16 protein-coding genes are annotated in these 20,607 nt (G+C 65.2%); 4 read left to right on the top strand and 12 right to left on the bottom strand.

Features of this window, described 5'->3' with window-relative positions; genetic code table 11:
• Nucleotides 1–2: 2 nt before the first annotated feature.
• From lgt to AC3XQU_RS00615, 3 genes are all read right to left on the bottom strand, one after another.
• On the bottom strand, nucleotides 3–812 hold the full coding sequence (lgt, locus tag AC3XQU_RS00625; RefSeq protein ID WP_489872191.1) for a prolipoprotein diacylglyceryl transferase: 810 nt from the start codon (nucleotides 810–812) through the stop codon (nucleotides 3–5).
• Between the two features lie 2 nt (nucleotides 813–814).
• Complete coding sequence (locus AC3XQU_RS00620; protein WP_489872190.1) at nucleotides 815–1,708, bottom strand: LysR family transcriptional regulator; 894 nt, start codon at nucleotides 1,706–1,708, stop codon at nucleotides 815–817.
• 80 nt (nucleotides 1,709–1,788) lie between these two features.
• Nucleotides 1,789–2,013, bottom strand: a complete 225-nt coding sequence (locus tag AC3XQU_RS00615; RefSeq protein ID WP_489872189.1) for a TIGR04438 family Trp-rich protein — start codon at nucleotides 2,011–2,013, stop codon at nucleotides 1,789–1,791.
• A gap of 174 nt (nucleotides 2,014–2,187) precedes the next feature.
• Between AC3XQU_RS00615 and AC3XQU_RS00610 the strand changes: the two genes are divergently transcribed.
• Complete coding sequence (locus AC3XQU_RS00610; RefSeq protein ID WP_489872188.1) at nucleotides 2,188–2,496, top strand: c-type cytochrome; 309 nt, start codon at nucleotides 2,188–2,190, stop codon at nucleotides 2,494–2,496.
• Between the two features lie 68 nt (nucleotides 2,497–2,564).
• Here AC3XQU_RS00610 and AC3XQU_RS00605 read toward each other — a convergent pair whose 3' ends face one another.
• From AC3XQU_RS00605 to folD, 8 genes are all read right to left on the bottom strand, one after another.
• Nucleotides 2,565–3,701 carry a branched-chain amino acid ABC transporter substrate-binding protein gene (locus AC3XQU_RS00605; RefSeq protein WP_489872187.1) on the bottom strand — a complete coding sequence of 379 codons (1,137 nt, stop codon included), beginning with the start codon at nucleotides 3,699–3,701 and terminating at the stop codon, nucleotides 2,565–2,567.
• A 126-nt stretch (nucleotides 3,702–3,827) separates the two neighbouring features.
• The gene (locus AC3XQU_RS00600) at nucleotides 3,828–4,541 is read right to left on the bottom strand and encodes an SIMPL domain-containing protein (protein WP_489872186.1); all 714 of its coding nucleotides are present in this window, start codon (nucleotides 4,539–4,541) and stop codon (nucleotides 3,828–3,830) included.
• 97 nt (nucleotides 4,542–4,638) lie between these two features.
• Nucleotides 4,639–6,192, bottom strand: a complete 1,554-nt coding sequence (locus AC3XQU_RS00595) for an FAD-dependent oxidoreductase (protein ID WP_489872185.1) — start codon at nucleotides 6,190–6,192, stop codon at nucleotides 4,639–4,641.
• 82 nt (nucleotides 6,193–6,274) lie between these two features.
• The gene (locus AC3XQU_RS00590; RefSeq protein WP_489872184.1) at nucleotides 6,275–8,425 is read right to left on the bottom strand and encodes an NHL repeat-containing protein; all 2,151 of its coding nucleotides are present in this window, start codon (nucleotides 8,423–8,425) and stop codon (nucleotides 6,275–6,277) included.
• A gap of 136 nt (nucleotides 8,426–8,561) precedes the next feature.
• Nucleotides 8,562–8,927 carry a DUF2486 family protein gene (locus tag AC3XQU_RS00585; protein WP_489872183.1) on the bottom strand — a complete coding sequence of 122 codons (366 nt, stop codon included), beginning with the start codon at nucleotides 8,925–8,927 and terminating at the stop codon, nucleotides 8,562–8,564.
• Complete coding sequence (locus tag AC3XQU_RS00580) at nucleotides 8,924–9,349, bottom strand: DNA polymerase III subunit chi (RefSeq protein ID WP_489872182.1); 426 nt, start codon at nucleotides 9,347–9,349, stop codon at nucleotides 8,924–8,926. Before AC3XQU_RS00580 ends, AC3XQU_RS00585 begins: the two co-directional genes overlap by 4 nt.
• A gap of 58 nt (nucleotides 9,350–9,407) precedes the next feature.
• A complete protein-coding gene (locus AC3XQU_RS00575) occupies nucleotides 9,408–11,483 on the bottom strand; it encodes a M3 family metallopeptidase (protein ID WP_489872181.1) in 2,076 nt (691 codons plus the stop codon).
• 16 nt (nucleotides 11,484–11,499) lie between these two features.
• The gene (gene folD, locus AC3XQU_RS00570; protein WP_489872180.1) at nucleotides 11,500–12,408 is read right to left on the bottom strand and encodes a bifunctional methylenetetrahydrofolate dehydrogenase/methenyltetrahydrofolate cyclohydrolase FolD; all 909 of its coding nucleotides are present in this window, start codon (nucleotides 12,406–12,408) and stop codon (nucleotides 11,500–11,502) included.
• Nucleotides 12,409–12,802: 394 nt separating this feature from the next.
• Here folD and aceE point away from each other — a divergent pair, with 394 nt between their 5' ends.
• The 3 genes from aceE to lpdA all read left to right on the top strand — a co-directional run bounded on the left by aceE (nucleotide 12,803) and on the right by lpdA (nucleotide 19,097).
• Nucleotides 12,803–15,508, top strand: a complete 2,706-nt coding sequence (aceE, locus tag AC3XQU_RS00565) for a pyruvate dehydrogenase (acetyl-transferring), homodimeric type (protein WP_489872179.1) — start codon at nucleotides 12,803–12,805, stop codon at nucleotides 15,506–15,508.
• 78 nt (nucleotides 15,509–15,586) lie between these two features.
• Nucleotides 15,587–17,233, top strand: a complete 1,647-nt coding sequence (gene aceF, locus AC3XQU_RS00560; RefSeq protein WP_489872178.1) for a dihydrolipoyllysine-residue acetyltransferase — start codon at nucleotides 15,587–15,589, stop codon at nucleotides 17,231–17,233.
• A gap of 10 nt (nucleotides 17,234–17,243) precedes the next feature.
• Nucleotides 17,244–19,097 (top strand): dihydrolipoyl dehydrogenase, encoded by a 1,854-nt coding sequence (gene lpdA / locus AC3XQU_RS00555; RefSeq protein ID WP_489872177.1) that lies wholly within the window; start codon nucleotides 17,244–17,246, stop codon nucleotides 19,095–19,097.
• A 69-nt stretch (nucleotides 19,098–19,166) separates the two neighbouring features.
• On the opposite strand, the gene AC3XQU_RS00550 is transcribed toward lpdA, so the two are convergent.
• Nucleotides 19,167–20,539 (bottom strand): IS3 family transposase gene (locus AC3XQU_RS00550; protein WP_489872176.1). Its coding sequence is split into 2 segments (ribosomal slippage): nucleotides 19,167–20,065 and nucleotides 20,065–20,539, totalling 1,374 coding nucleotides; the frame shifts between segments, so codons are not numbered across the junction.
• Between the last annotated feature and the right edge of the window lie 68 nt (nucleotides 20,540–20,607).

Genomic DNA, 20,607 nt, shown 5'->3' with positions numbered 1-20,607 from the left:
ATTTATGCGTGGACCGGGCGGCCCGGCGCCTGGCGGTAAGCCCAGGCCAGCATCGCCAGGGCGCCGACGATCATCGGCAGCGACAGCACCTGGCCCGAGGTGACGGGAATGCCGGCCACGGTAATTTCCCAGTCCGGCACGCGGAAGTATTCGGTGGTGAAGCGCGCGCACCCATACAGCAGGGTGAACATCGCGCCCACCGCCAGGCGCGGGCGCTGCTTGCGCGCGTAGGGCCAGAGGATGATGAAGACAACGATCCCGTCCAGCAGCATCTGGTACAGCGGCGACGGATGGCGCGGGCCTTCGACGCCCGGCCACAGCATGGCCCAGGGCAGGCTCGGGTCGGCGATGCGGCCCGGCAGTTCGTGGTTGATGAAGTTGCCCAGGCGGCCCGCCGCATACCCGAGCGGCACCATCGGGGCGATGAAGTCGTAGACGTCGAGCAGGTTGCGCTTGGCCTTGCGCGCCCACAGCGCCATGGCCACCAGCACGCCCAGGAAGCCGCCATGGAAGGACATGCCGCCCTGCCAGACCTTGAAGATCTCGAGCGGGTTGGCGAAGAAGTGGGCCGGCTGGTAGAACAGCACTTCGCCCAGGCGCCCGCCCAGCACCACTCCCAGCATGCCGTAGAAGAGCATGTCGTCGAGGTCTTCGGCCTTCCAGCCCTGCGCGGCGATGTGCGGCTGGCGGATGCGCAGCCGGCCCAGGGCCAGGAACAGGCCGAAGGCCACCACGTACATCAGGCCATACCAATGGATGTCGACCGGCCCGATCGAAAAGGCGACCGGGTCCGGGTTCGGGTGTACCAGCATAATCAGTTCTTCCTCAGTAAATCCAAAAAGCCCCGCAAGACCGGCGACGGATTGTCGCGGCGCCAGGCCAGGCCCGTTTCGGCCAGCGGCGTGGGGTCGACCAGGGCGCGGTATTCTACGCCCGCACGCATCAGGTTCGACACGGATTGTGGCACAAGTGCCAATCCCATGCCTCCGGAAACCAGGCTGACGATGGTCTGCATCTGGATCGCTTCCTGGCCGATGACGGGGGTGACGCCGGCCGCGCGAAAGCAGGCCAGGATGGCGTCATGCAGGGCGGGCGCCACGGCGCGCGGGAAGATCACCAGCGGCAGCGGCGGCAGGTCGCGCAGGCGCACCGGTCCCTTGGCGTTCAGGGCATCCAGGCCGGCGGGGGCGCACAGGATCAGGGGTTCTTCCAGTAGCTTCACGTAGTCGATGGTGGCGTCCATCTTGCCGGGCAGCGGCGGGATGACGAAGCCGGCGTCGATGCGCTCGTGCAGCAGCTCGCCGGCCTGCACGTCGGAGGTCGCTTCGCGCAGCACCAGGGCCACGTCCGGGAAGGCGGCGCGGTAGCGCTGCAGGATGGCGGGCAGCACGCTGTAGTCGGCGGTGGAGACGAAGGCCAGGGTCAGGCGTCCGGCTTCGCCGCCGGCCACGCGGCGCACCAGTTCCGGCAGCCGGGCGGTATCGTCGAGGATGCGGCGTGCTTCGGGCAGCAGGGCGCTGCCTGCCGGCGTGAGCGCGACCTGGCGCCGGTTGCGCAGGAACAGCGGGGCGCCGAGCAGCTCTTCGAGGTTGGCGATGCTCTGGGACAGCGGCGGCTGCGTCATGTGCAGCCGCTCGGCGGCGCGGCCGAAATGCAGTTCTTCGGCGACGGTGAGGAAATGGCGGAGCTGGCGCAGTTCGGGTGTCATTGATACGCAGGATATATGGGTTGGGCCCGGTGATATGCCGAACATATCACACAACACATCCTGCGAGCCGTGATGCCGGCTCAGCGGCGCTTGTCGAAAGCCTGCTTGACGCGCGCTTCGCGGTGCTTCGACTGCACGTTGTGTTCCTTCTTTTTGTCGAGACCGAACAGCTTTTCGATGAACTCGAACCAGATGAAGGCGAACACCATCAGCCCGACGATGTACCACCAGGACAGGTCGGCAAAACGCCATACTTCAAAAAAACGCAGCCCGCAGAGGGCGGCAATGAGCACAATCAGCGGCATGGAAGACTCCTTCAGGCATCCATAGTACAAACAAAATGATGCCGTGTGGCAAAATTTGTCAAGGGATGGGGGTTTGCGGAGCCCAGCCGTTGCGCTCTCGTTACAGAGTGTATCCCTGCGTGACCTTGTCACGAATCACGGTAAAATAAGATTGTCATGAACCTGGAGAAACAAATGAAACGGTCTTTGTTGTTGTGTGTGGTGATGTCGGCCTTCGCGTCCACCAGCGCGTACGCCCAGGCGGACTTGGCCAAGGCCAAGAACTGCATGGCTTGCCACGCGGTCGCCAACAAGCTGGTCGGCCCGTCCTACAAGGACGTCGCGGCCAAGTACAACGGCCAGAAGGGCGCCGAGGACAAGCTGGTGCAGAAGGTCATGAAGGGCGGTGCAGGTGTCTGGGGCCCGGTCCCGATGCCGGCCAACCCGCAGGTGAGCGAGGCCGAAGCCCGCAGCCTGGTGAAATGGGTGCTGGTGCAGAAGTAAGCTGCCTGCCCGAATGAGCAGCGCGCCTGCGTGAGCATGGCGCGCTTTTTTATCGGCGTTTGCCGCGCTTAACGGATCACGTCGATCCGCGTGCGCTTGCCGCCCTTGTAGGTGAACAGCGTCAGCGCGCCGTTCAGGATGTCGCCCGCGGGGTCGAACTGGATGGTGCCGGTCACGCCCTGGTGGCGGATCTTCTTCAGCTCGGGCAGGTATTTCGCCGGTTCCGCCGATTTCGCCGCCTGCATGGCGGCGGCCATCACCATCACCGAGTCGTACACGTAAGGCGCGTAGAGCTGCACCTCGGCGCCGGTCTTTTGCTTGAAGCGGGCGCGGAAATCCTGCATGACCTGCTCCTGCGGGCCCTTGACGCCGCCCGCTTCGGCGCACACCACCTTGCCTTCGCCGATGGCTTGGCCGGCCAGCCGGCCCAGCGCCTCGGTGCAGATGCCGTCGCCGCCCATGAATTTGGCTTCGATGCCGAGCGCCTTCAGCTGGCGCAGCATGGGGCCGGCCACCGAATCCATCCCGCCGAAGAAGACCAGGTCGGGCTTTTTCGCGCGGATCGAGGTCAGGATGGCGGTGTAGTCGGTGGCCGTGGCGCTGGTGAATTCCCTGGCGACGATCTTCACGCCCGGGCCCTTGGCGCCCTTGGCGAATTCGGCCGCGACGCCCTGGCCGTAGGTGGTGCGATCGTCGATGATGGCGATGTTTTTCGCCTTGAGGGTCTCGACGGCGTACTTGCCCAGCGTGCCGCCCAGCTTGGCGTCGTTGGCCACCACGCGGAAGGCGCCGGGGAATCTCTGCTTCGTGTACTGGGTCGCCGTGGTGGCAGGCGAGATCTGCACCAGCCCGGCGTCGTGGTAGATCTTCGACGCCGGTACCGTGGTGCCCGAATTGAGGTGGCCGACAATGCCGTTGACCCTGGCGTCGACCAGTTTCTGCGCCACCGCGGTACCCTGCTTCGGGTCGCTGCCGTCGTCCTCGGCCAGCAGCTGCAGCTTGACCTTCTGGCCGTTGATGGCGAAGCCCTTGGCATTGAGTTCGTCGATCGCCATGCGCGCCGCGTTCTCGTTGTCCTTGCCGAGGTGGGCATTCGGACCGGACACCGGGCCGACGTGGCCGATCTTGACGACTTGCTGCGCCTGGGCGCCGCCTGCGGCTGCCAGTGCGGCGGCCAGCGCAATAAGCTTGTTTCCGAGCTGCATGGGGTTTCTCCGTGGTGTCGAGTACCGGGCCGCTGTCGCGGGGTGCGAGAATTCCACGGTAAAAGGTATAACAGTTTCTTGACCCTGCAAAGGGGTCTCGGCAGACTTGTGCGCCGGGCCGCGGCCTTAGCGGCCGATCCGGTAGATCACGTCCACACCCTGGGCCAGGGTCATGGCCGCCACCAGGCTCAGGTCGCGCGGCTGCTCGCCGCCGCCGTCCGCATAGCGGCCGTGCGGCTCGGTCGCCATCCCCATCGCATTCGACAGGTTTTTCAAGGCGCCCAGCGACACGCCGGTGACCGGCCCCAGCTTGGCCTTGATGCCGCGCGCCATGTTCTGCGCCTTCGTCCTGGCATGGGCCAGCGCCTGGGTGACCAGTTCCGCTTCGATCTTGTCGCGGTCGCTGCGGCTGAAGGCGACGGCCAGCGATTCGATGTTCTGCATCGCCATCAAGGCCTTCATCATGGCCGACCAGGACGCCAGGTCGCGCACGGTGACGTTGACCGCGACCCGGGTGTCCATCTGCGGCGGCGCCTCACCCGCTACTTCCGTCTTGCGCGGACGGCGCAGGATGTCCTGCACGCTCACGTCTTGCGCCGCGATGCCATGGCCGGCGAACAGCGCCCGGCTGGCCTCGAGCTGCTGCGTGACCTGCTGCCACGCGGCCGTCGCATCGGCTTCGGCCGAGACGATCTCGAAGTCGATCTCGCCGGTGTCGGGCAGCACGCCGAGGCTGGCGGAGGCGCCAACGTGGATGAAGGGGTAAGCGGGCAGGTCGGCGGCCAGGCCGGGGAGGGCGGTGGCGGCCAGCAGCAGGGTCGCGGCGAAACGTTTGAACATACAAGTCCTTGTCGAAGAGGTGGTGCCTCGACAATAGACTATCTAGACATGACTGTCTACCTATTCAAATGGCGGGAATCCCGTTTTTATGCGCCGGTCATAGAGCAGCCTGTCTAGGCGGGCAGACGCGGAAGCGGTGGTAGTCGAGATCGCAGAAATAGTCTTCCAGGGCCTGCGCCGAGGCGCCCGGGTCGCACAGGGCCACATGGCCGTCGGGCCGCAGCAGGTAGCTTGCATTGCGCGCGAACCCGGCCTCTTCGTGTTCGCTGCCCCAGTCGAACTCGCGCAGCAGCATGCAATGGCGGTCGCACCAGGCGCGCAGGTCGTCGTAGGCCTGGCCGTACACATGCACCTGCCAGGCGATCGTGTCGGGCGCCGCATGGTTGTCCTGGCCTTCGCGCATCACCCAGGGCAGCCGGTCGCCGCCACGCACGCGCCCGGCCGTGCCGCTGCTCAGGGGGCTGTCGTGGTAGCTGATCATGGTCTGGGACAGCAGGCGGAACAGCTGCTCGCGCGCCGGGCCTACGCTGTAGGCGGCGCTGGCGAACATCGGCGCGATCCGCATCCGCACGAAGTCGGCAACATTGCCCTCGGCGGTAATGAAGGAGAACATGCGGTCGGTGGTTTCCACCAGCTTGCGCGCGAAGGCGATCCGTTCCGGCTCGTAGGTGTCGAGCAGGCTGTCGGGCGCTTCGGCGCGCACCACGGCCGCCAGCTTCCAGCCCAAATTAAGGGCGTCGCCGATGCCGGTATTCATGCCCTGGCCGCCGGCCGGGCTGTGCACGTGGGCGGCGTCGCCCAGCAGGAAGGCACGGCCGCGCCGGTAGTGGTCGGTGACGCGGTGGTGCACGCGGTAGGTCGAGAACCAGTGCACCGCATCGACCCCGATGCCCAGGCTGGAGAGCGCGCGGTGGCTGACGTCGTCGAAGCCGAGGCTCTCGGGATGCTGGGCGCGCTCGTCGCGTACGGTGCCGATCAGGCGCGCGCGCCCGTCGTCGCTGTACGAGAGCAGGATGCAGAAGTCGGCCGTGTCGAGCGAAGCGTGGATCTCGCCGTTGACCGCCGGGCCATGCACCTGCACGTCCGCCACGTAGAACAGGTGGTCGTAGGTGCCGCCCGCGAAGCCGGTGCCGAGGCTGCGCCGGACAGTCGAGCGCGCGCCGTCGCAGCCGGCCAGGTAGCGCGCCTCGACCTGCATGTCGTTGCCGTTGTTGCGGCGCAGGCGCGCGACGATCGTCTCGCCGCGGTCTTCGAAGTCGGCCAGCTCGGTATTGCGCTCTACCCCGATGCCCAGCGCTTCCAGGTGGCGCACCAGCAGGGCTTCGTGCGCATCCTGCGGATAGATCAGCACGAAGGGATAAGGCGTCAGGCGCGTGCCGGCCGACTGGAAGGCCAGCTGGGCGCGGCGCTTGCCCTTGACCCAGAGGTTGATGGCGGTGTTCGGCTTGCCGGCCGCCACGACCTCGTCGGCGATGCCGAGGCAGCGGTAGAGCTCGAGGGTGCGGGCATGCACGGCCATGGCGCGCGAGGTGGTGCCAGGCCCCGCGGTCTTGTCGACGATGCAGACCTTGACCCCTTGTTTTGCCAGCGCCAGCGCCAGCACCAGGCCGGTCGGCCCGGCGCCCGCGATGAGTACGTCGTATCGGTCCATGGCGGTCTCCCCGGCCCCCTCCGGTTCCCGTGCGGAGGCGCTCCCCGGTAGACGCCGATCTGGCCGAAATGTTCCGCGGGGCTTACTCGATCGTGAGCGGCAGGTCGCGGCCTTCGACCGCGACCTGGCCGGCGTAGTCGGCCGCATGGATGCGCAGGATGTAGTCCCCCGGCGCCAGCGCGCCCACCTGCCAGCGGCCGGCTTTCACTTCGCCATCGTGCAGCCGGTTGTTGAGGGCGTAGGCGAACTGGGTGGCCTTGCTGCCGTAGACCGTGATGCCGCTGTTGGCGGCGTAGACCAGCTTGACCGCATCCGGGTTGCGCGGCAGGCGGTCGTAGACTTGCGTGATGAGCGGCCGCTCGTAGCCAGGCACAGGGGAGCCGTCGGCGCGCAGCAGCTGGTAGCCCAGCTTGTACAGGCCCAGGCGGCGCCGGGCCAGGTTGCCATTCACCTGGTCCCAGGCATCGACCACCACGTCGACTTCGCCCAGCGCGCGCGGCACCCGCAGCGGTTCGCGTTTTTTCGCGCGCAGGCGCTTGCCGCTGCTGTCGAACAGCGCGATGCTGTTGACCCGCGGCGGCACCGTGTCCGTAAAGCCGACGAAGGGGAGGGTGAGCGGATTGACTACCGCGCCGCCCTGGTAATAGTCGAGGTGGACGTGGGCCATCGCATTGATGGTGCCGATCGGGTCGCCCACGGCAAAGCGGGTCCCGCGCGGCACCCGCACGCGCTCGGCCTTGCCGCGCCCTTTGCCTTCTTCCCTGAGCTGGACCTGGAAGCGCGGATCGAGCGGCTTGCCGCGGGCATCGCGCCCGACCCGCATGTGGATATAGGACAGCGGCCCCAGGCTGATGCCTTCGCTGAGCGAATCGAAGCCCCAGTTCGCGAGCGGATCCGATACCTTCGAGGGCACCACGGCCAGCACCGGCGCGCCGACGTCGGCGCGCACGTCCAGGCCCGCGTGGAAGTGGTCGCGGCTGTCGCCGTTATAGCTGCCGCGCACCTCGCCCATCACGCCCACGACTTCGTGCGCCATGTCCTGCGGCCCGACCGGCCAGGGCATCGGCGCCGTGCGCCGCACCGCCACCGGCTGCGGACGGGCGGGGGCCGCCTCGCCGGCCCGCGGCACCGCCAGGCGCTCCACGCGATGCGACTGCGCATCGGCCACCACCAGGCTGCCCGCCGGCTCGACCGCGATGCCGCGCGGGCCGTAGAGCTGCACGGTGCCGTCGGGGCCGAATCCATCGCCGGAAGGCGGCACGTCGGCATCAAGCAGGGCGCGGTACTCGCCCTCCGGGGTGAGCTGCAGGATGCGCCCGCCGGAGCCGGAGGCGATGTAGAGGTAGCCGTCGCGCGTAAGCGCCAGGCCGACCGGGCGGCGCAGCACCGGTCGGCGCTCGCCCTCGGGCGGGACGGCGACCGTCGTCACGACGCCGTCGGGGGTGATTTTGCGGATGGCGTGGTTGCCGGTGTCGGCGACATACAGCGTGCCGTCCAGGGCCACCGCGATCGCGCTGGGGGTGTCGAAAGCGGCGGCCGCGCCAGGGCCGTCGGCCAGGCCGGGCTTGCCGCTGCCGGCGACCGTGCTCACGCTGCCGTCGCGGGCGATGCGGCGGATGCGGTCGTTATAGGTATCGGCCACGTAGACGATGCCGGCGGCGTCCACCGCGAGGCCGACCGGGCCGTTGAAGCCGGCCGCGCGCCCGATGCCGTCGGCTTCGCCCCGCACGCCGTTGCCGGCCAGCGTGGTCACTACGCCGTCGGGTGCAATCTTGCGGATGGCGTGGTTGCCGGTGTCGGCCACGTAGAGCATGCCCTGGTGATCGAAGGCGAGGGCGGACGGGGTGTGGAAGGCCGCTGCCGTGCCGGCGCCGTCCGCGTAGCCTTCGCGGCCGCCGGCGAAGGTAGCCACGGTGCCGTCCGGGGCGATGCTGCGGATGCGGTTGCTGTCGCCGCCGTCGGCAACGAAGATCCTGCCGCGGCTGTCGACGGCGACGCCGAAGGGGTCGCTGAAGCGGCTCTTTGCCGCCGGGCCGTCCACGGCGCCGGGGATGCCGTCGCCGGCGACCTGGGTGACGCGGGCCGGCCAGAAGGGCGTGGTTTTCGCGGCCTTGGGCGTGAGCACGATGGGGGCGCCCGGCTGGCGCTGCACCAGGTCGGTGTAGTAGAGGGCGGTGCCCGCCAGGACGATGCCGGCGCCTGCAAGGGCCGCGATGAGGATCTTTCGGTTCACTGGAGCCGCTGAAAGGATTGCAGAGAGTGCAATCTTAGCGGATTCGATCAGATTTGCCGCGCATCGTAGGGTGGGCAGATTCTGCCCACGCGTTCAACTCACAGTGGATATGCACGCAACGCCGTTTTTCACGCGTTCAACCGCCCAGCGTCTTGAGATGGGTGATTTCCTGCGCCACGGCCTGCGACACGATCTCCCCCAGCGCCTCGTGCAAGCCTTCCCGCAAATCCGCACTGAAGCGCTCGAGCGACCTTTGCATCGCATCGGCCATCGCATCGCGCACGCGCTGCTCCAGCACGAAGTCGACCCGCCCCTGCAGCTGCTGCAGCACGCGCTCGGTCACGCGGCGTTCCAGCACGCTCCATTCCTCGCCGGTCCAGCGCTCATGGGCGCGCCGTTCGAGCTGCTGGGCCTCCGGCTCGCTCGCCGCCGGCGCCGCCGGCTCGTTCACGACTTCGGTCAGCACCGGGATGCTCGGATCGAATGCGGGATGCTCGTTCATGATTGTCCTGCGACGAAGTGGGTCAGGGGATAGGACTGCTTCTTGTAGGCCGAATAGCGCTGGCGCCCGGCGGCGGCGTCGTCTTCGTCGAGCGAGATGATCTCGAACACGCGCGCGAAGGCATCCAGCTTCGCGGGCGTACGTCGCGTCAGGTTGATCAGCATGTCGTGGTGCGGCAGCTCGGCCGCCTCATCGACGGTGACGATGATGGGCGTCACGGGCGCGAGTGGATCATCGGCGAAGACGTGCGGGATGAAATCGGTATCCGACACCGTCCACAGCGCTGCATTGAGCGTCTCGGCCTGGGCCGCGCTGTCGACCAGGACGACGACCTTGGCCTTGGCGGCATAGGCCTTGCGCGCCAGGCGGCAGGCATAGGCCAGCTTGTCGGGGATATTGGTATGGAAGTCGATGCGCGTCATGGTGGGTAGAAATATACAGGGCGGCACATGGCCGCCCCGGGTTTAAGTCAAACAAGGCTCAACCGTTCATGCCGCTGTGGCGCAATAAGGCATCGATCGAAGGTTCGCGCCCGCGGAAGGCCTTGAACGATTCCAGCGCCGGGCGCGAGCCGCCCATGGCCAGGATCTCGCGCTGGAAGCGCTTGCCGGTTTCCTGCAGGTTTCCGCCGATGAGCGCTTCCTCGAAGGCCGCATAGGCGTCGGCCGACAGCACCTCGGCCCACTTGTAGCTGTAGTAGCCGGCCGCATAGCCGCCCGAGAAGATATGGCCGAAGGAGTGCTGGAAGCGGTTGAAGGCAGGCGGGATCAGCACCGAGAACTTCTCGCGCACCTCGTTGATCAGCTCCTGCACGCTGCGCTGGCTCTCCGGATCGAAGTCGTAGTGCAGGTGCATGTCGATCAGCGAGAACTCGACCTGGCGCAGCGTCATCATCCCGGACTGGAAGTTCTTCGCGGCCAGCATCTTGTCGTACAAGGCACGCGGCAGCGGCTCGCCGGTCTTGACGTGCGCGGTCATCTGCTGCAGCTTGTCCCACTCCCAGCAGAAGTTTTCCATGAACTGGGACGGTAGCTCCACCGCATCCCATTCCACGCCCGAGATGCCCGACACCGACAGTTCCTCGACTTCGGTCAGCATGTGGTGCAGGCCGTGGCCGAATTCGTGGAACAGGGTAATGACTTCGTCGTGGGTGAACAGCGAAGGCTGCAGCTTGCCGTCGATCGTGGCCGGCGGGGTGAAGTTGCAGGTCAGGTAGGCGATCGGGGTCTGCAGGATGCCGCCCGTGGCCAGGCGGCGGCCGCGCGCGTCGTCCATCCAGGCGCCCTGGCCCTTGCCTTCGCGGGCGTACAGGTCGAGGTAGAACTGGCCGATCAAGTCGCCGTCGCGCTCGATGCGGAAGAAGCGCACGTCCGGGTGCCACACGGGCGCCTCGTCCGGCCGGATGGCCACGCCGAACAGGTCCTGGATGATGGTGAACAGGCCGGCCACCACCTTCGGCTCGGGGAAGTATTCCTTCACTTCCTTTTCGGAGAAGGCGTAGCGCTTCTCGCGCAGCTTTTCCGAAGCATAGGCCACGTCCCAGGACTGCATGTCTGCAATGCCCAGTTCGTCGCGGGCAAAGGCGCGCAGCTCTTCCAGGTCTTTTTCGGCGAAGGGACGGGCGCGCTTGGCCAGGTCTTCCAGGAATTCGATCACGTGCTGCGGGCTTTGCGCCATTTTCGGCACCAGGGAGACTTCGGCGAAACTGCCGTAGTCGAGCAGCTTGGCTTCTTCGTTACGCAGGCGCAGCAGGTTCACGATGTTGGACGAGTTGTCCCACTTTTCCAGCTCGGTGAACATGATGCCGGCGTCCGAAGCCTTGGTGGCGCTGGCGCGGTAGATCGTTTCGCGTAAAGAGCGGTTGTCGCAGAACTGCAGCAGCGGGTAGTAGGACGGGAAGTGCAGGGTGAACTGCCAGCCGGCCTTGCCGTCCTTCTCGGCCGCGGCGCGGGCAGCGGCCTTGACGTCGTCCGGCACGCCGGCCAGCTCCGCTTCGCTTTCCACCAGCAGCTTGTAGTCGTTGGTTGCGTCCAGCACGTTTTCCGAGAAGCGGGTCGAGGTGGCGGCCTGCAGTTCCTGGATCTCGGCGAAGCGCTGCTTGCGCTCTTCCGGCAGCTCGGCGCCGCCCAGGCGGAAGTCGCGCAGCGCGTTGTCGACGATCTTCTTGCGCGCGGGGCTCAGGCTGTCGTAGTCGGCGGCGGCGCGCAGCTGCTTGTACTTGGCGAACAGCGCCTCGTTCTGGCCGAGCGAAGTCCAGAACTCGGTGACCTTCGGCTGGTTCTCGTTGTAGACCGCGCGCAGCTCGGGCGTGTCCATGACGTTGTTCAGGTGGTTGACCACGCCCCAGGCGCGGCCCAGGCGTTCGGTGGCTTCTTCCAGCGGCACCACGAAGCTGTCCCAGGTGACCGTGTCGCTTGGCGTTTCCAATCGGGTCACGACCTCGGACGCTTCCTGGATCAGCTGTTCGATGGCCGGCGTGACGTGCGCGGGCTTGACCGCGTCGAAACGGGTGAGGCCGGAAAAATCGAGAAGGGGATTGCTGGCTGCGATGGTCATGGTCTTCCTTTGAGTGTTAGGCCACGCCGGGCTTCGGTTCCATTCCCGTTGCCTGGCTGGGGCAGTTCTGGCTGCTCGAGTGCACGCGTTCGGCGGACTCGACGGTATTCATCAAGAGCATGGTGATCGTCATCGGGCCGACGCCGCCCGGCACCGGGGTGATGTGCGAAGCGACTTCGCGCACTGCCGCGAAGTCGACGTCGCCGCACAGCTTGCCGGCGTCGTCGCGGTTCATGCCGACGTCGATCACGATCGCGCCCGGTTTCACCATGCTTGCTGTGAGCGTATTGCGGCGGCCGACGGCGGCCACCACCACGTCGGCCTGGCGGGTATGGTAGGCCAGATCCGGGGTCGCGCTATGGCAGATGGTGACGGTGGCGTTGGCTTGCAAGAGCAGCAGGGCCATCGGCTTGCCCACGGTGTTGGAGCGGCCGATCACGACCGCATGCTTGCCGCGCAGGTCCACCCCGGTGCTGTCGATCAGCTTCATGCAGCCGTAAGGCGTGCAGGGGCGGAAGCCTGGCAGGTTGGCCACCAGTTCGCCGGCCGACAGCACGGAGTAGCCATCGACGTCCTTGCTGGTGGCGATCGCTTCGATGACCTTGTTCGGGTTGATGTGCTTGGGCAGCGGCATCTGCACCAGGATGCCGTGGATGGACGGGTCGGCGTTGAGCGCCGCGATGCGCTCGAGCAGGGCCCTTTCCGTCAGGTCGGCCTCGTATTTCTCCAGTACCGAATGAAAACCGACGTCGCCGCAAGCCTTCACCTTGTTGCGCACGTAGACGTGGCTGGCGGGGTCTTCGCCGACCAGGATCACGGCCAGGCCGGGCTGCTTGCCGCTGGCGGTGAGCTTGGCGGCGCGCTCGGCGATCTCGCCGCGCAGTTGTTGGGAAAGGAGGACTCCGTCGATCAGTTGGGCAGGCATGTTCGGGCTCGTGGCTAGGCAAAAACGAAATTATAAGGCCCGCACCAGCATCGGGCGCCGGAACGGTCCCATATCGCGCGCCGCGCCCAGCCAAGCATTGTCATATTGTCCCTCGCGCCCGCGGAGCCGGTGCGGTCGCTTTCTGCCAAAGGTAAGAGGGGCTTGCGATGCGCCGGCCCGCTGCTTCGTTATACGATTGGCAATCGCCCTCATAGGGGAGAATGTGCGGTCGCAGCATCGGTTTTCACTATGTGGAATGACATATCGCAATTTGAAAAAGAACAGGTCCGCTGGTAGAATCGAAGGGTTTATTTTCAGACATGTGAAATTTCACCAAATCGCCGCCAGCCATTTCGACTGATCGGGTGGGGCGCAATTCTAAGGAGACGCATTAATGTCAGCTCAACTCGACCAGTTGACGGCGCAGGCCGCCAATGACCCGGACACGCTCGAAACCCAGGAATGGCTGGACGCGCTGGAAGCGGTGATCGAACACGAAGGCACCGACCGCGCCCACTACCTGATGGAGCGCATGGTCGACCTGGCGCGCCGCCGCGGCGCCCATATCCCGTTTTCGAGCAACACCGCCTACGTCAACACCATCCCCGCGCACCTGAACGTGAACTGCCCGGGCAACCTCGAATACGAAGAGCGCCTGCGCTCGTGGATGCGCTGGAACGCGATGGCGATGGTGGTCAAGGCCAACCGCGCCGACGGCGACCTGGGCGGCCACATCTCGTCCTTCGCCTCGCTCGCGAACATGCTGGGCATCGGCTTCAACCACTTCTGGCACGCCCCGACCGAAGAGCATGGCGGCGACCTGCTGTACATCCAGGGCCACAGCTCGCCAGGCATCTATGCGCGCGCCTACCTGGAAGGCCGCATCACCGAAGAGCAGCTGCTGAACTTCCGCCGCGAAGTCGACGGCAAGGGCCTGTCTTCGTATCCGCACCCGAAACTGATGCCGGACTTCTGGCAGTTCCCGACCGTCTCGATGGGCCTGGGCCCCTTGATGGCGATCTACCAGGCGCGCTTCCTGAAATACCTGCACGCCCGCGGCATCGCCGACACCGAAGCCCGTAAAGTCTGGGTCTTCTGCGGCGACGGCGAGATGGACGAGCCGGAATCGATGGGCGCGATCGGCATGGCCGCGCGCGAACGCCTCGACAACCTGGTGATGGTCGTGAACTGCAACCTGCAGCGCCTGGACGGCCCGGTGCGCGGCAACGGCAAGATCATCCAGGAACTCGAAGCGGACTTCCGCGGCGCCGGCTGGAACGTCGTCAAGGTCATCTGGGGCTCGCAGTGGGATCCGCTGCTGGCCAAGGACAAGGACGGCATCCTGCAGCGCGTGATGATGGAATCGGTCGACGGCGAATACCAGAACTACAAGGCCAAGGACGGCGCCTACGTGCGCAAGCATTTCTTCGGCAAGCACCCGGAGCTGCTCAAGATGGTCGCCAACATGAGCGACGACGACATCTGGCGCCTGACCCGCGGCGGCCACGACCCGCACAAGATCTACGCCGCGTTCAAGAACGCGCAGGAGAACAAGGGCACCCCGACCGTGCTGCTGGTGAAGACCGTCAAGGGCTTCGGCATGGGCAAGTCGGGCGAGGCGCGCAACACTGCGCACCAGACCAAGAAGCTGGACGACGCCGCGATCCGCGAGATGCGCGACCGCTTCAATATCCCTATTCCGGACGACAAGCTGGCCGAGATCCCGTTCTTCAAGCCGTCCGACGACTCGCCTGAAATGCAGTACCTGCACGAGCGCCGCAAGGCCCTGGGCGGCTACCTGCCGCAGCGCCGCTCCAAGGCCGACGAGCAGCTGGTCGTGCCGGCCCTGGAAACCTTCAAGGCCGTGCTCGAGCCGACCCCGGAAGGCCGCGAGATCTCCTCGACCCAGGCCTATGTGCGCGTGATCACCAGCCTGCTGAAGGACCCGAGCATCGGCCAGCGCATCGTCCCGATCCTGGTCGACGAATCGCGTACCTTCGGCATGGAAGGCCTGTTCCGCCAGATCGGCATCTTCAACCAGCAGGGCCAGCTCTACGAGCCGGTCGACCGCGACCAGGTCATGTACTACCGCGAAGACAAGGCCGGCCAGATCCTGCAAGAGGGTATCAACGAAGCGGGCGGCATGAGCTCGTGGATCGCCGCGGCGACCTCGTACTCGTCGAACAACCGCACGATGATCCCGTTCTACACCTTCTACTCGATGTTCGGCATGCAGCGCGTGGGCGACCTGGTGTGGCTGGCGGGCGATATCCGCGCACGCGGCTTCCTGATGGGCGGCACCGCCGGCCGCACGACCCTGAACGGCGAAGGCCTGCAGCACGAAGATGGCCACAGCCACATCATCGCTGCGACCGTGCCGAACTGCCTGCCCTACGACCCGACCTTCGGGCACGAAGTGGCGGTGATCATCCAGGACGGCCTGCGCCGCATGGTGACGGAACAGGAAGACGTGTTCTACTACATCACCATCATGAACGAGAACTACGCGCATCCGGGCCTGAAAGCCGGCCAGGAAGCGGGCATCCTCAAGGGCATGTACCTGCTGCAGGAAGGCGCTGCCATCACCGAGAAAGCTGCGCCGCGCGTGCAGCTGGTCGGCTGCGGCACCATCCTGCGCGAGTCGATCTTTGCCGCCGAACTGCTCAAGAACGACTGGGGCGTCGATGCGGACGTGTGGTCGGCGCCGTCGCTCACGCTGCTGGCGCGTGACGGCCAGGATTGCGAGCGCTGGAACATGGTCAACCCGGACAGCGAACAGCGCGTGCCTTACGTGACTTCGCTGCTGCAGAACACGACCGGCCCGATCATCGCGACCACCGACTACATGCGCATGTTCGCCGAGCAGATCCGCGCCTTCATGCCGCAGGGCCGCACCTACAAGGTGCTCGGCACCGACGGCTTCGGCCGCTCGGATTCGCGCGTCAAGCTGCGCGAGTTCTTCGAGGTGAACCGCTACTACGTGACCGTGGCGGCGCTGCGCTCGCTGGCCGACGAAGGCAAGATCGAACGCTCGGTCGTGTCGCAGGCGATCGCCAAGTACGGCATCGACCAGAACAAGCCGAATCCTGTGACCCAGTAAATGCTCGATACCGGCGCCCTCGCTTGTGGCGAGGGCGCCGGTCTTGGCGCTAACTCAAATAAAAACGGAGCTAACACTATGAGCATTGTGGAAGTCAAAGTCCCGGATATCGGCGACTTCAAGGAAGTGGAAGTCATCGAGCTGATGGTCAAGCCGGGCGACACGATCAAGGTCGACCAGTCGCTGGTCACGGTCGAGTCGGACAAGGCGAGCATGGAAATCCCGTCGAGCCACGCCGGCGTCGTAAAAGAAATCAAGATCAAGGTCGGCGACAAGGTTGCCGAAGGTTCGCTGGTGCTGCTGCTGGAAGAAGCGGGCGGCGCGGCTGCCCCTGCGTCGGCGCCTGCCGCTGCCCCGGCGCCTGCCGCGGCGCCGGCTGCGGAAGCTGCACCTGCGCCAGCCGCTGCCCCGGCAGCCTCGGGCGGCATCGTCGAAGTCACCGTGCCGGACATCGGCGACTTCAAGGAAGTCGAAGTCATCGAAATGATGGTCAAGCCGGGCGACACCATCAAGGTCGACCAGTCCCTGATGACGGTCGAATCGGACAAGGCGAGCATGGAGATCCCGTCCAGCCACGCCGGCGTCGTCAAGGAAGTGAAGGTCAAGGTCGGCGACAAGGTGGCCAAGGGCACGCTGGTGCTGCTGGTGGAAGCGGCAGCCGGCGCTGCTACTGGTGGCGCACCTGCTGTGGCCCCTGCGGCTGCACCGGCACCGGCTGCTGCGGCTCCGGCCGCGCCTGCACCTGCACCCGCCGCTGCTGCTCCTGCGGCGGCACCGGCAGCGCAAGGCGTCACCGGTTCGAAAGCCCACGCCTCGCCATCGATCCGCAAGTTCGCCCGCGAACTGGGCGTGGACCTGGCGCGCGTGCCGGGCACCGGTCCGAAGAGCCGCATCACCCAGCAGGACGTGCAGAACTTCGTCAAGGGCGTGATGGCTGCGCCTGCGGCCGCTCCTGCGAAAGCGGGCGGCTCCGGCGTGGGCCTGGACCTGCTGCCATGGCCGTCGCTCGACTTCTCGAAGTTCGGTCCGACCGAGCTGCTGCCGCTGTCGCGCATCAAGAAGATCTCCGGTCCGAACCTGCACCGCAACTGGGTCATGATCCCGCACGTGACGCAGTTCGACGAAGCCGACGTCACCGACCTGGAACAGTTCCGCGTCGATTCGAACGCGATGCTGGCCAAGCAGAAGTCGACCGTCAAGCTGACCATGCTGGCCTTCGTCATCAAGGCGAGCGTCGCCGCGCTGAAGAAGTTCCCGCAATTCAACGCTTCGCTCAGCGAAGACGGCGCCAACCTGATCCTGAAGCAGTACTACAACATCGGCTTCGCCGCCGACACCCCGAACGGCCTGGTGGTCCCTGTCGTGAAGGAAGCCGACAAGAAGACCGTGTCGCAGATCGCCACCGAAATGGGCGAGCTGTCCGCACTGGCGCGCGACGGCAAGCTGCCGCCGACCGCGATGCAGGGCGCGACCTTCACCATCTCGTCGCTGGGCGGCATCGGTGGCACGGCCTTCACGCCGATCATCAACGCACCCGAGCTGGCGATCCTGGGCCTGTCGAAATCGGCCATGAAGCCGGTGTGGGATGGCTCGGCCTTCCAGCCGCGCCTGATGCTGCCGCTGTCGCTGTCGTACGACCACCGCGTGATCGACGGCGCCGGCGCCGCGCGCTTCGCAGCCTACCTGGCGGAGGTGCTGGCCGACCTGCGCAAGACCCTTCTGTAAGGAGCGCCGAATGAGCACTGTTGAAGTAAAGGTCCCGAATATCGGCGACTTCAAGGACGTCGAAGTGATCGAGCTGCTGGTCAAGGCTGGCGACACCATCAAGGTCGACCAGTCCCTGCTCACCGTCGAATCGGACAAGGCCAGCATGGAGATCCCGTCGACGCATGCGGGTGTCATCAAGGACATCACCGTCAAGGTCGGCGACAAGGTCAACGAAGGCACGATGCTGCTGACGCTCGAGGAGGGTGCTGCATCTGCCGCGGCACCGGCTGCGGCACCTGCGGCGGCAGGCGACAAGCCTGCCGCCCAGATCGGCGCGCAGGCCGTGGCGCCGACCGCGGCCACCGCACCGACCGATTCCTACGCACCGGCCCATCCGGCGCCGGCGGCTACCGTGGCGTCCGCACCGGCGCCGGGCGCGGCCAGCTACAGCGGCCAGGTCGACGTCGAATGCGAAGTGATGGTGCTGGGCGCCGGTCCCGGCGGCTATTCGGCTGCCTTCCGCGCGGCGGATCTCGGCATGAACGTGGTGCTGCTCGAGAAGTACGCGACGCTTGGCGGCGTGTGCCTGAACGTGGGCTGCATCCCGTCCAAGGCGCTGCTGCACGTGGCGCACATCATGGACGAGACGGCGCACATGGCCGATCTCGGCGTGAGCTTTGCCAAGCCGGATGTCGACATCGACAAGCTGCGCGCCTACAAGGATGGCGTCATCAAGAAGATGACCGGCGGCCTGAATTTCATGGCCAAGGCGCGCAAGGTCAATGTGGTGCAGGGCGTGGGCCAGTTCCTGAGCCCGAACCACGTCGAAGTCACTGGCGCGGACGGCAGCAAGAAGGTCGTGAAGTTCGCGAAAGCGATCATCGCTGCCGGCTCGAGCGTGGTGAAGCTGCCTTTCGTCCCGGAAGACCCGCGCATCGTCGATTCGACCGGCGCGCTGGAACTGCGCCAGGTGCCGAAGCGCATGCTGGTCATCGGCGGCGGCATCATCGGCCTGGAAATGGCGACCGTCTACTCGACCCTGGGTGCGCGCATCGACGTGGTCGAGATGATGGACGGCCTGATGCAGGGCGCCGACCGCGAGGCCGTCAAGGTCTGGCAGAAGTTCAACGCCCATCGCTTCGACAACATCATGTTGAAGACCAAGACCGTCGGCGTCGAAGCACTCGCCGAAGGCATCAAGGTCACATTCGAAGCGGCCGAAGCCGGCGCCAAGGCGCCGGAACCCCAGGTCTACGACCTGGTGCTGGTGGCCGTGGGCCGCAGCCCGAACGGCAGGAAGATCGCCGCCGAAAAGGCGGGTGTCGTCGTCACCGACCGCGGCTTCATCGGCGTGGACGGCCAGATGCGCACCAACGTGCCGCACATCTTCGCCATCGGCGACCTGGTGGGCCAGCCGATGCTGGCGCACAAGGCGGTGCACGAAGCCCACGTGGCGGCCGAAGCCGCGCACGGCGCCAAGGCCTATTTCGACGCCAAGGTGATTCCGTCGGTGGCCTACACCGATCCTGAAGTCGCATGGGTGGGCCTGACCGAAGAGGAAGCCAAGCAGAAGGGCATCCAGGTCGAGAAGGGCCACTTCCCGTGGAACGCCAGCGGCCGCGCGGTCGCCAACGGCCGCGACGAAGGCTTTACCAAGCTGCTGTTCGACGCGGAGACCAAGCGCATCATCGGCGGCACGATCGTCGGCACCAATGCCGGCGACATGATCGGCGAAGTGGCGCTGGCGATCGAGATGGGCGCGGACGGCGTGGACATCGGCAAGACGATCCACCCGCACCCGACGCTGGGCGAATCGATCGGCATGGCGGCGGAGGCGTATAAGGGCGTCTGCACGGATCTGCCGCCGGTGAAGAAGAAGTGATTGCCTTGATGGCGATGTAATGGAAACGGGACCCTGGTGAACTGACCCCGTAAAGTTGGACGGTTGGTCTCAGTGAAGTGCCAAGGGCTGGGTTCTGTATTGAACAGGACTCAGCCCTTTTAGCTTCATCTTGATGCGGTCGTGATTATAGTAATGGATGTACTTCTTGAGACCGGTTTGCAGTTCGTCGACGCTGCTAAATTTGTTCAGATAGAAGAACTCCGATTTCAACACAGCAAAAAAGCTTTCCATCGCAGCGTTGTCCAGGCAGTTTCCCTTGCGTGACATGCTCTGCACGACACTCTTTTCCCTCAAAGCTCGCTGGTAGGCGGACATTCGATATTGCCATCCCTGATCTGAGTGCAGGATGGGTCGATCACCCGGTCTAAGCTTGCTCAGAGCCTTCTTGAGCATGAAGCCTACTAGCGAATACTCGGGCCGTTTCGAGGTCTCGAAGGCGATAATTTCGCCGTTGTACAAATCCATGACAGGCGACAGGTACAGCTTTTCACCAGCGACGTTGAACTCGGTAACGTCAGTTACCCATTTCTGATTGAGCCCCGTCGTGTCAAAGCGTCGCTGCAAAACATGTGGTGCAGCGTTGCCCACTTCGCCTTTATACGAGCGGTACTTCTTGGGACGAACGAACGACTTCAGGCCGAGTTCTCCCATCAGGCTTTGTACCGTCTTGTGGTTGACCTTCGTGCCAAGCTGGCGAATAGCAGCCGTCACGCGACGGTAGCCATACCGTCCTTTGTGACGAGCAAAGAGCGTACCAATCTCCCGCTTCAATGCCTCGTGTTTGTCGCCTGCTTGAGCCGTTTTCTGTTGGTAGTAGAAGGTGCTACGAGCCAGACCAGCCAGTTTCAGTAAGCCGGCAAGAGGGAAGTATGGCCTCAGTTCAGTGACTATTTTCGCTTTTTGCGCGTTGTCGTTCGCTGCTGTTGCTGCGCTTGAACCAAGGCCCTCAATTTTTTTAGGTAAGCCACCTCCATGCGCAACTGGTTCACCTCAGCGACCAGCTCTTCATGGGTGCGACCAGCTGCATCGGGCAGCGATTCTGGTTTTGTATCAGGCAGTTCTGGCATTTTCTTGGAACGGCCACGCTGACGCGGAGCCAGGGCTTCTAGACCGCCTTCATCATAGCAGCGCTCCCACCGGCCAATGCAGCTTGCATCGCGAATGTTGAATAACGCAGCGGCCTGCCCAAAGGAAAGGGCATCGGTACGCACGCGCTCGATGACGGCGAGCTTGAACTGCGCAGTGTAATGGCTAAACTTCTTCTTCAGTCCATCAGCGCCGTGAGCTTGATAGAGCGCCGCCCAGGTCAGCAACCTCGTACGCGGAACACCACGCAACTGCGCTACACGCTTATGCCCTGTAGCTCCTGACAAATACTCCTGAACGACTGCGAGCTTGAATTGCTCATCGTACTTCGTCATGAAAAACCCCCAAAAGTTGTGTCCAACTTTTGGGGGTCAGTTCACTGGGGTCCCGTTTTTTTTGCGAT

It is taken from the genome of Telluria sp. AZSoR62, assembly GCF_058111565.1.
The sequence above is the reverse complement of the archived record's forward strand: the minus strand, read 5'-3'. Positions and strand labels throughout refer to the sequence as shown.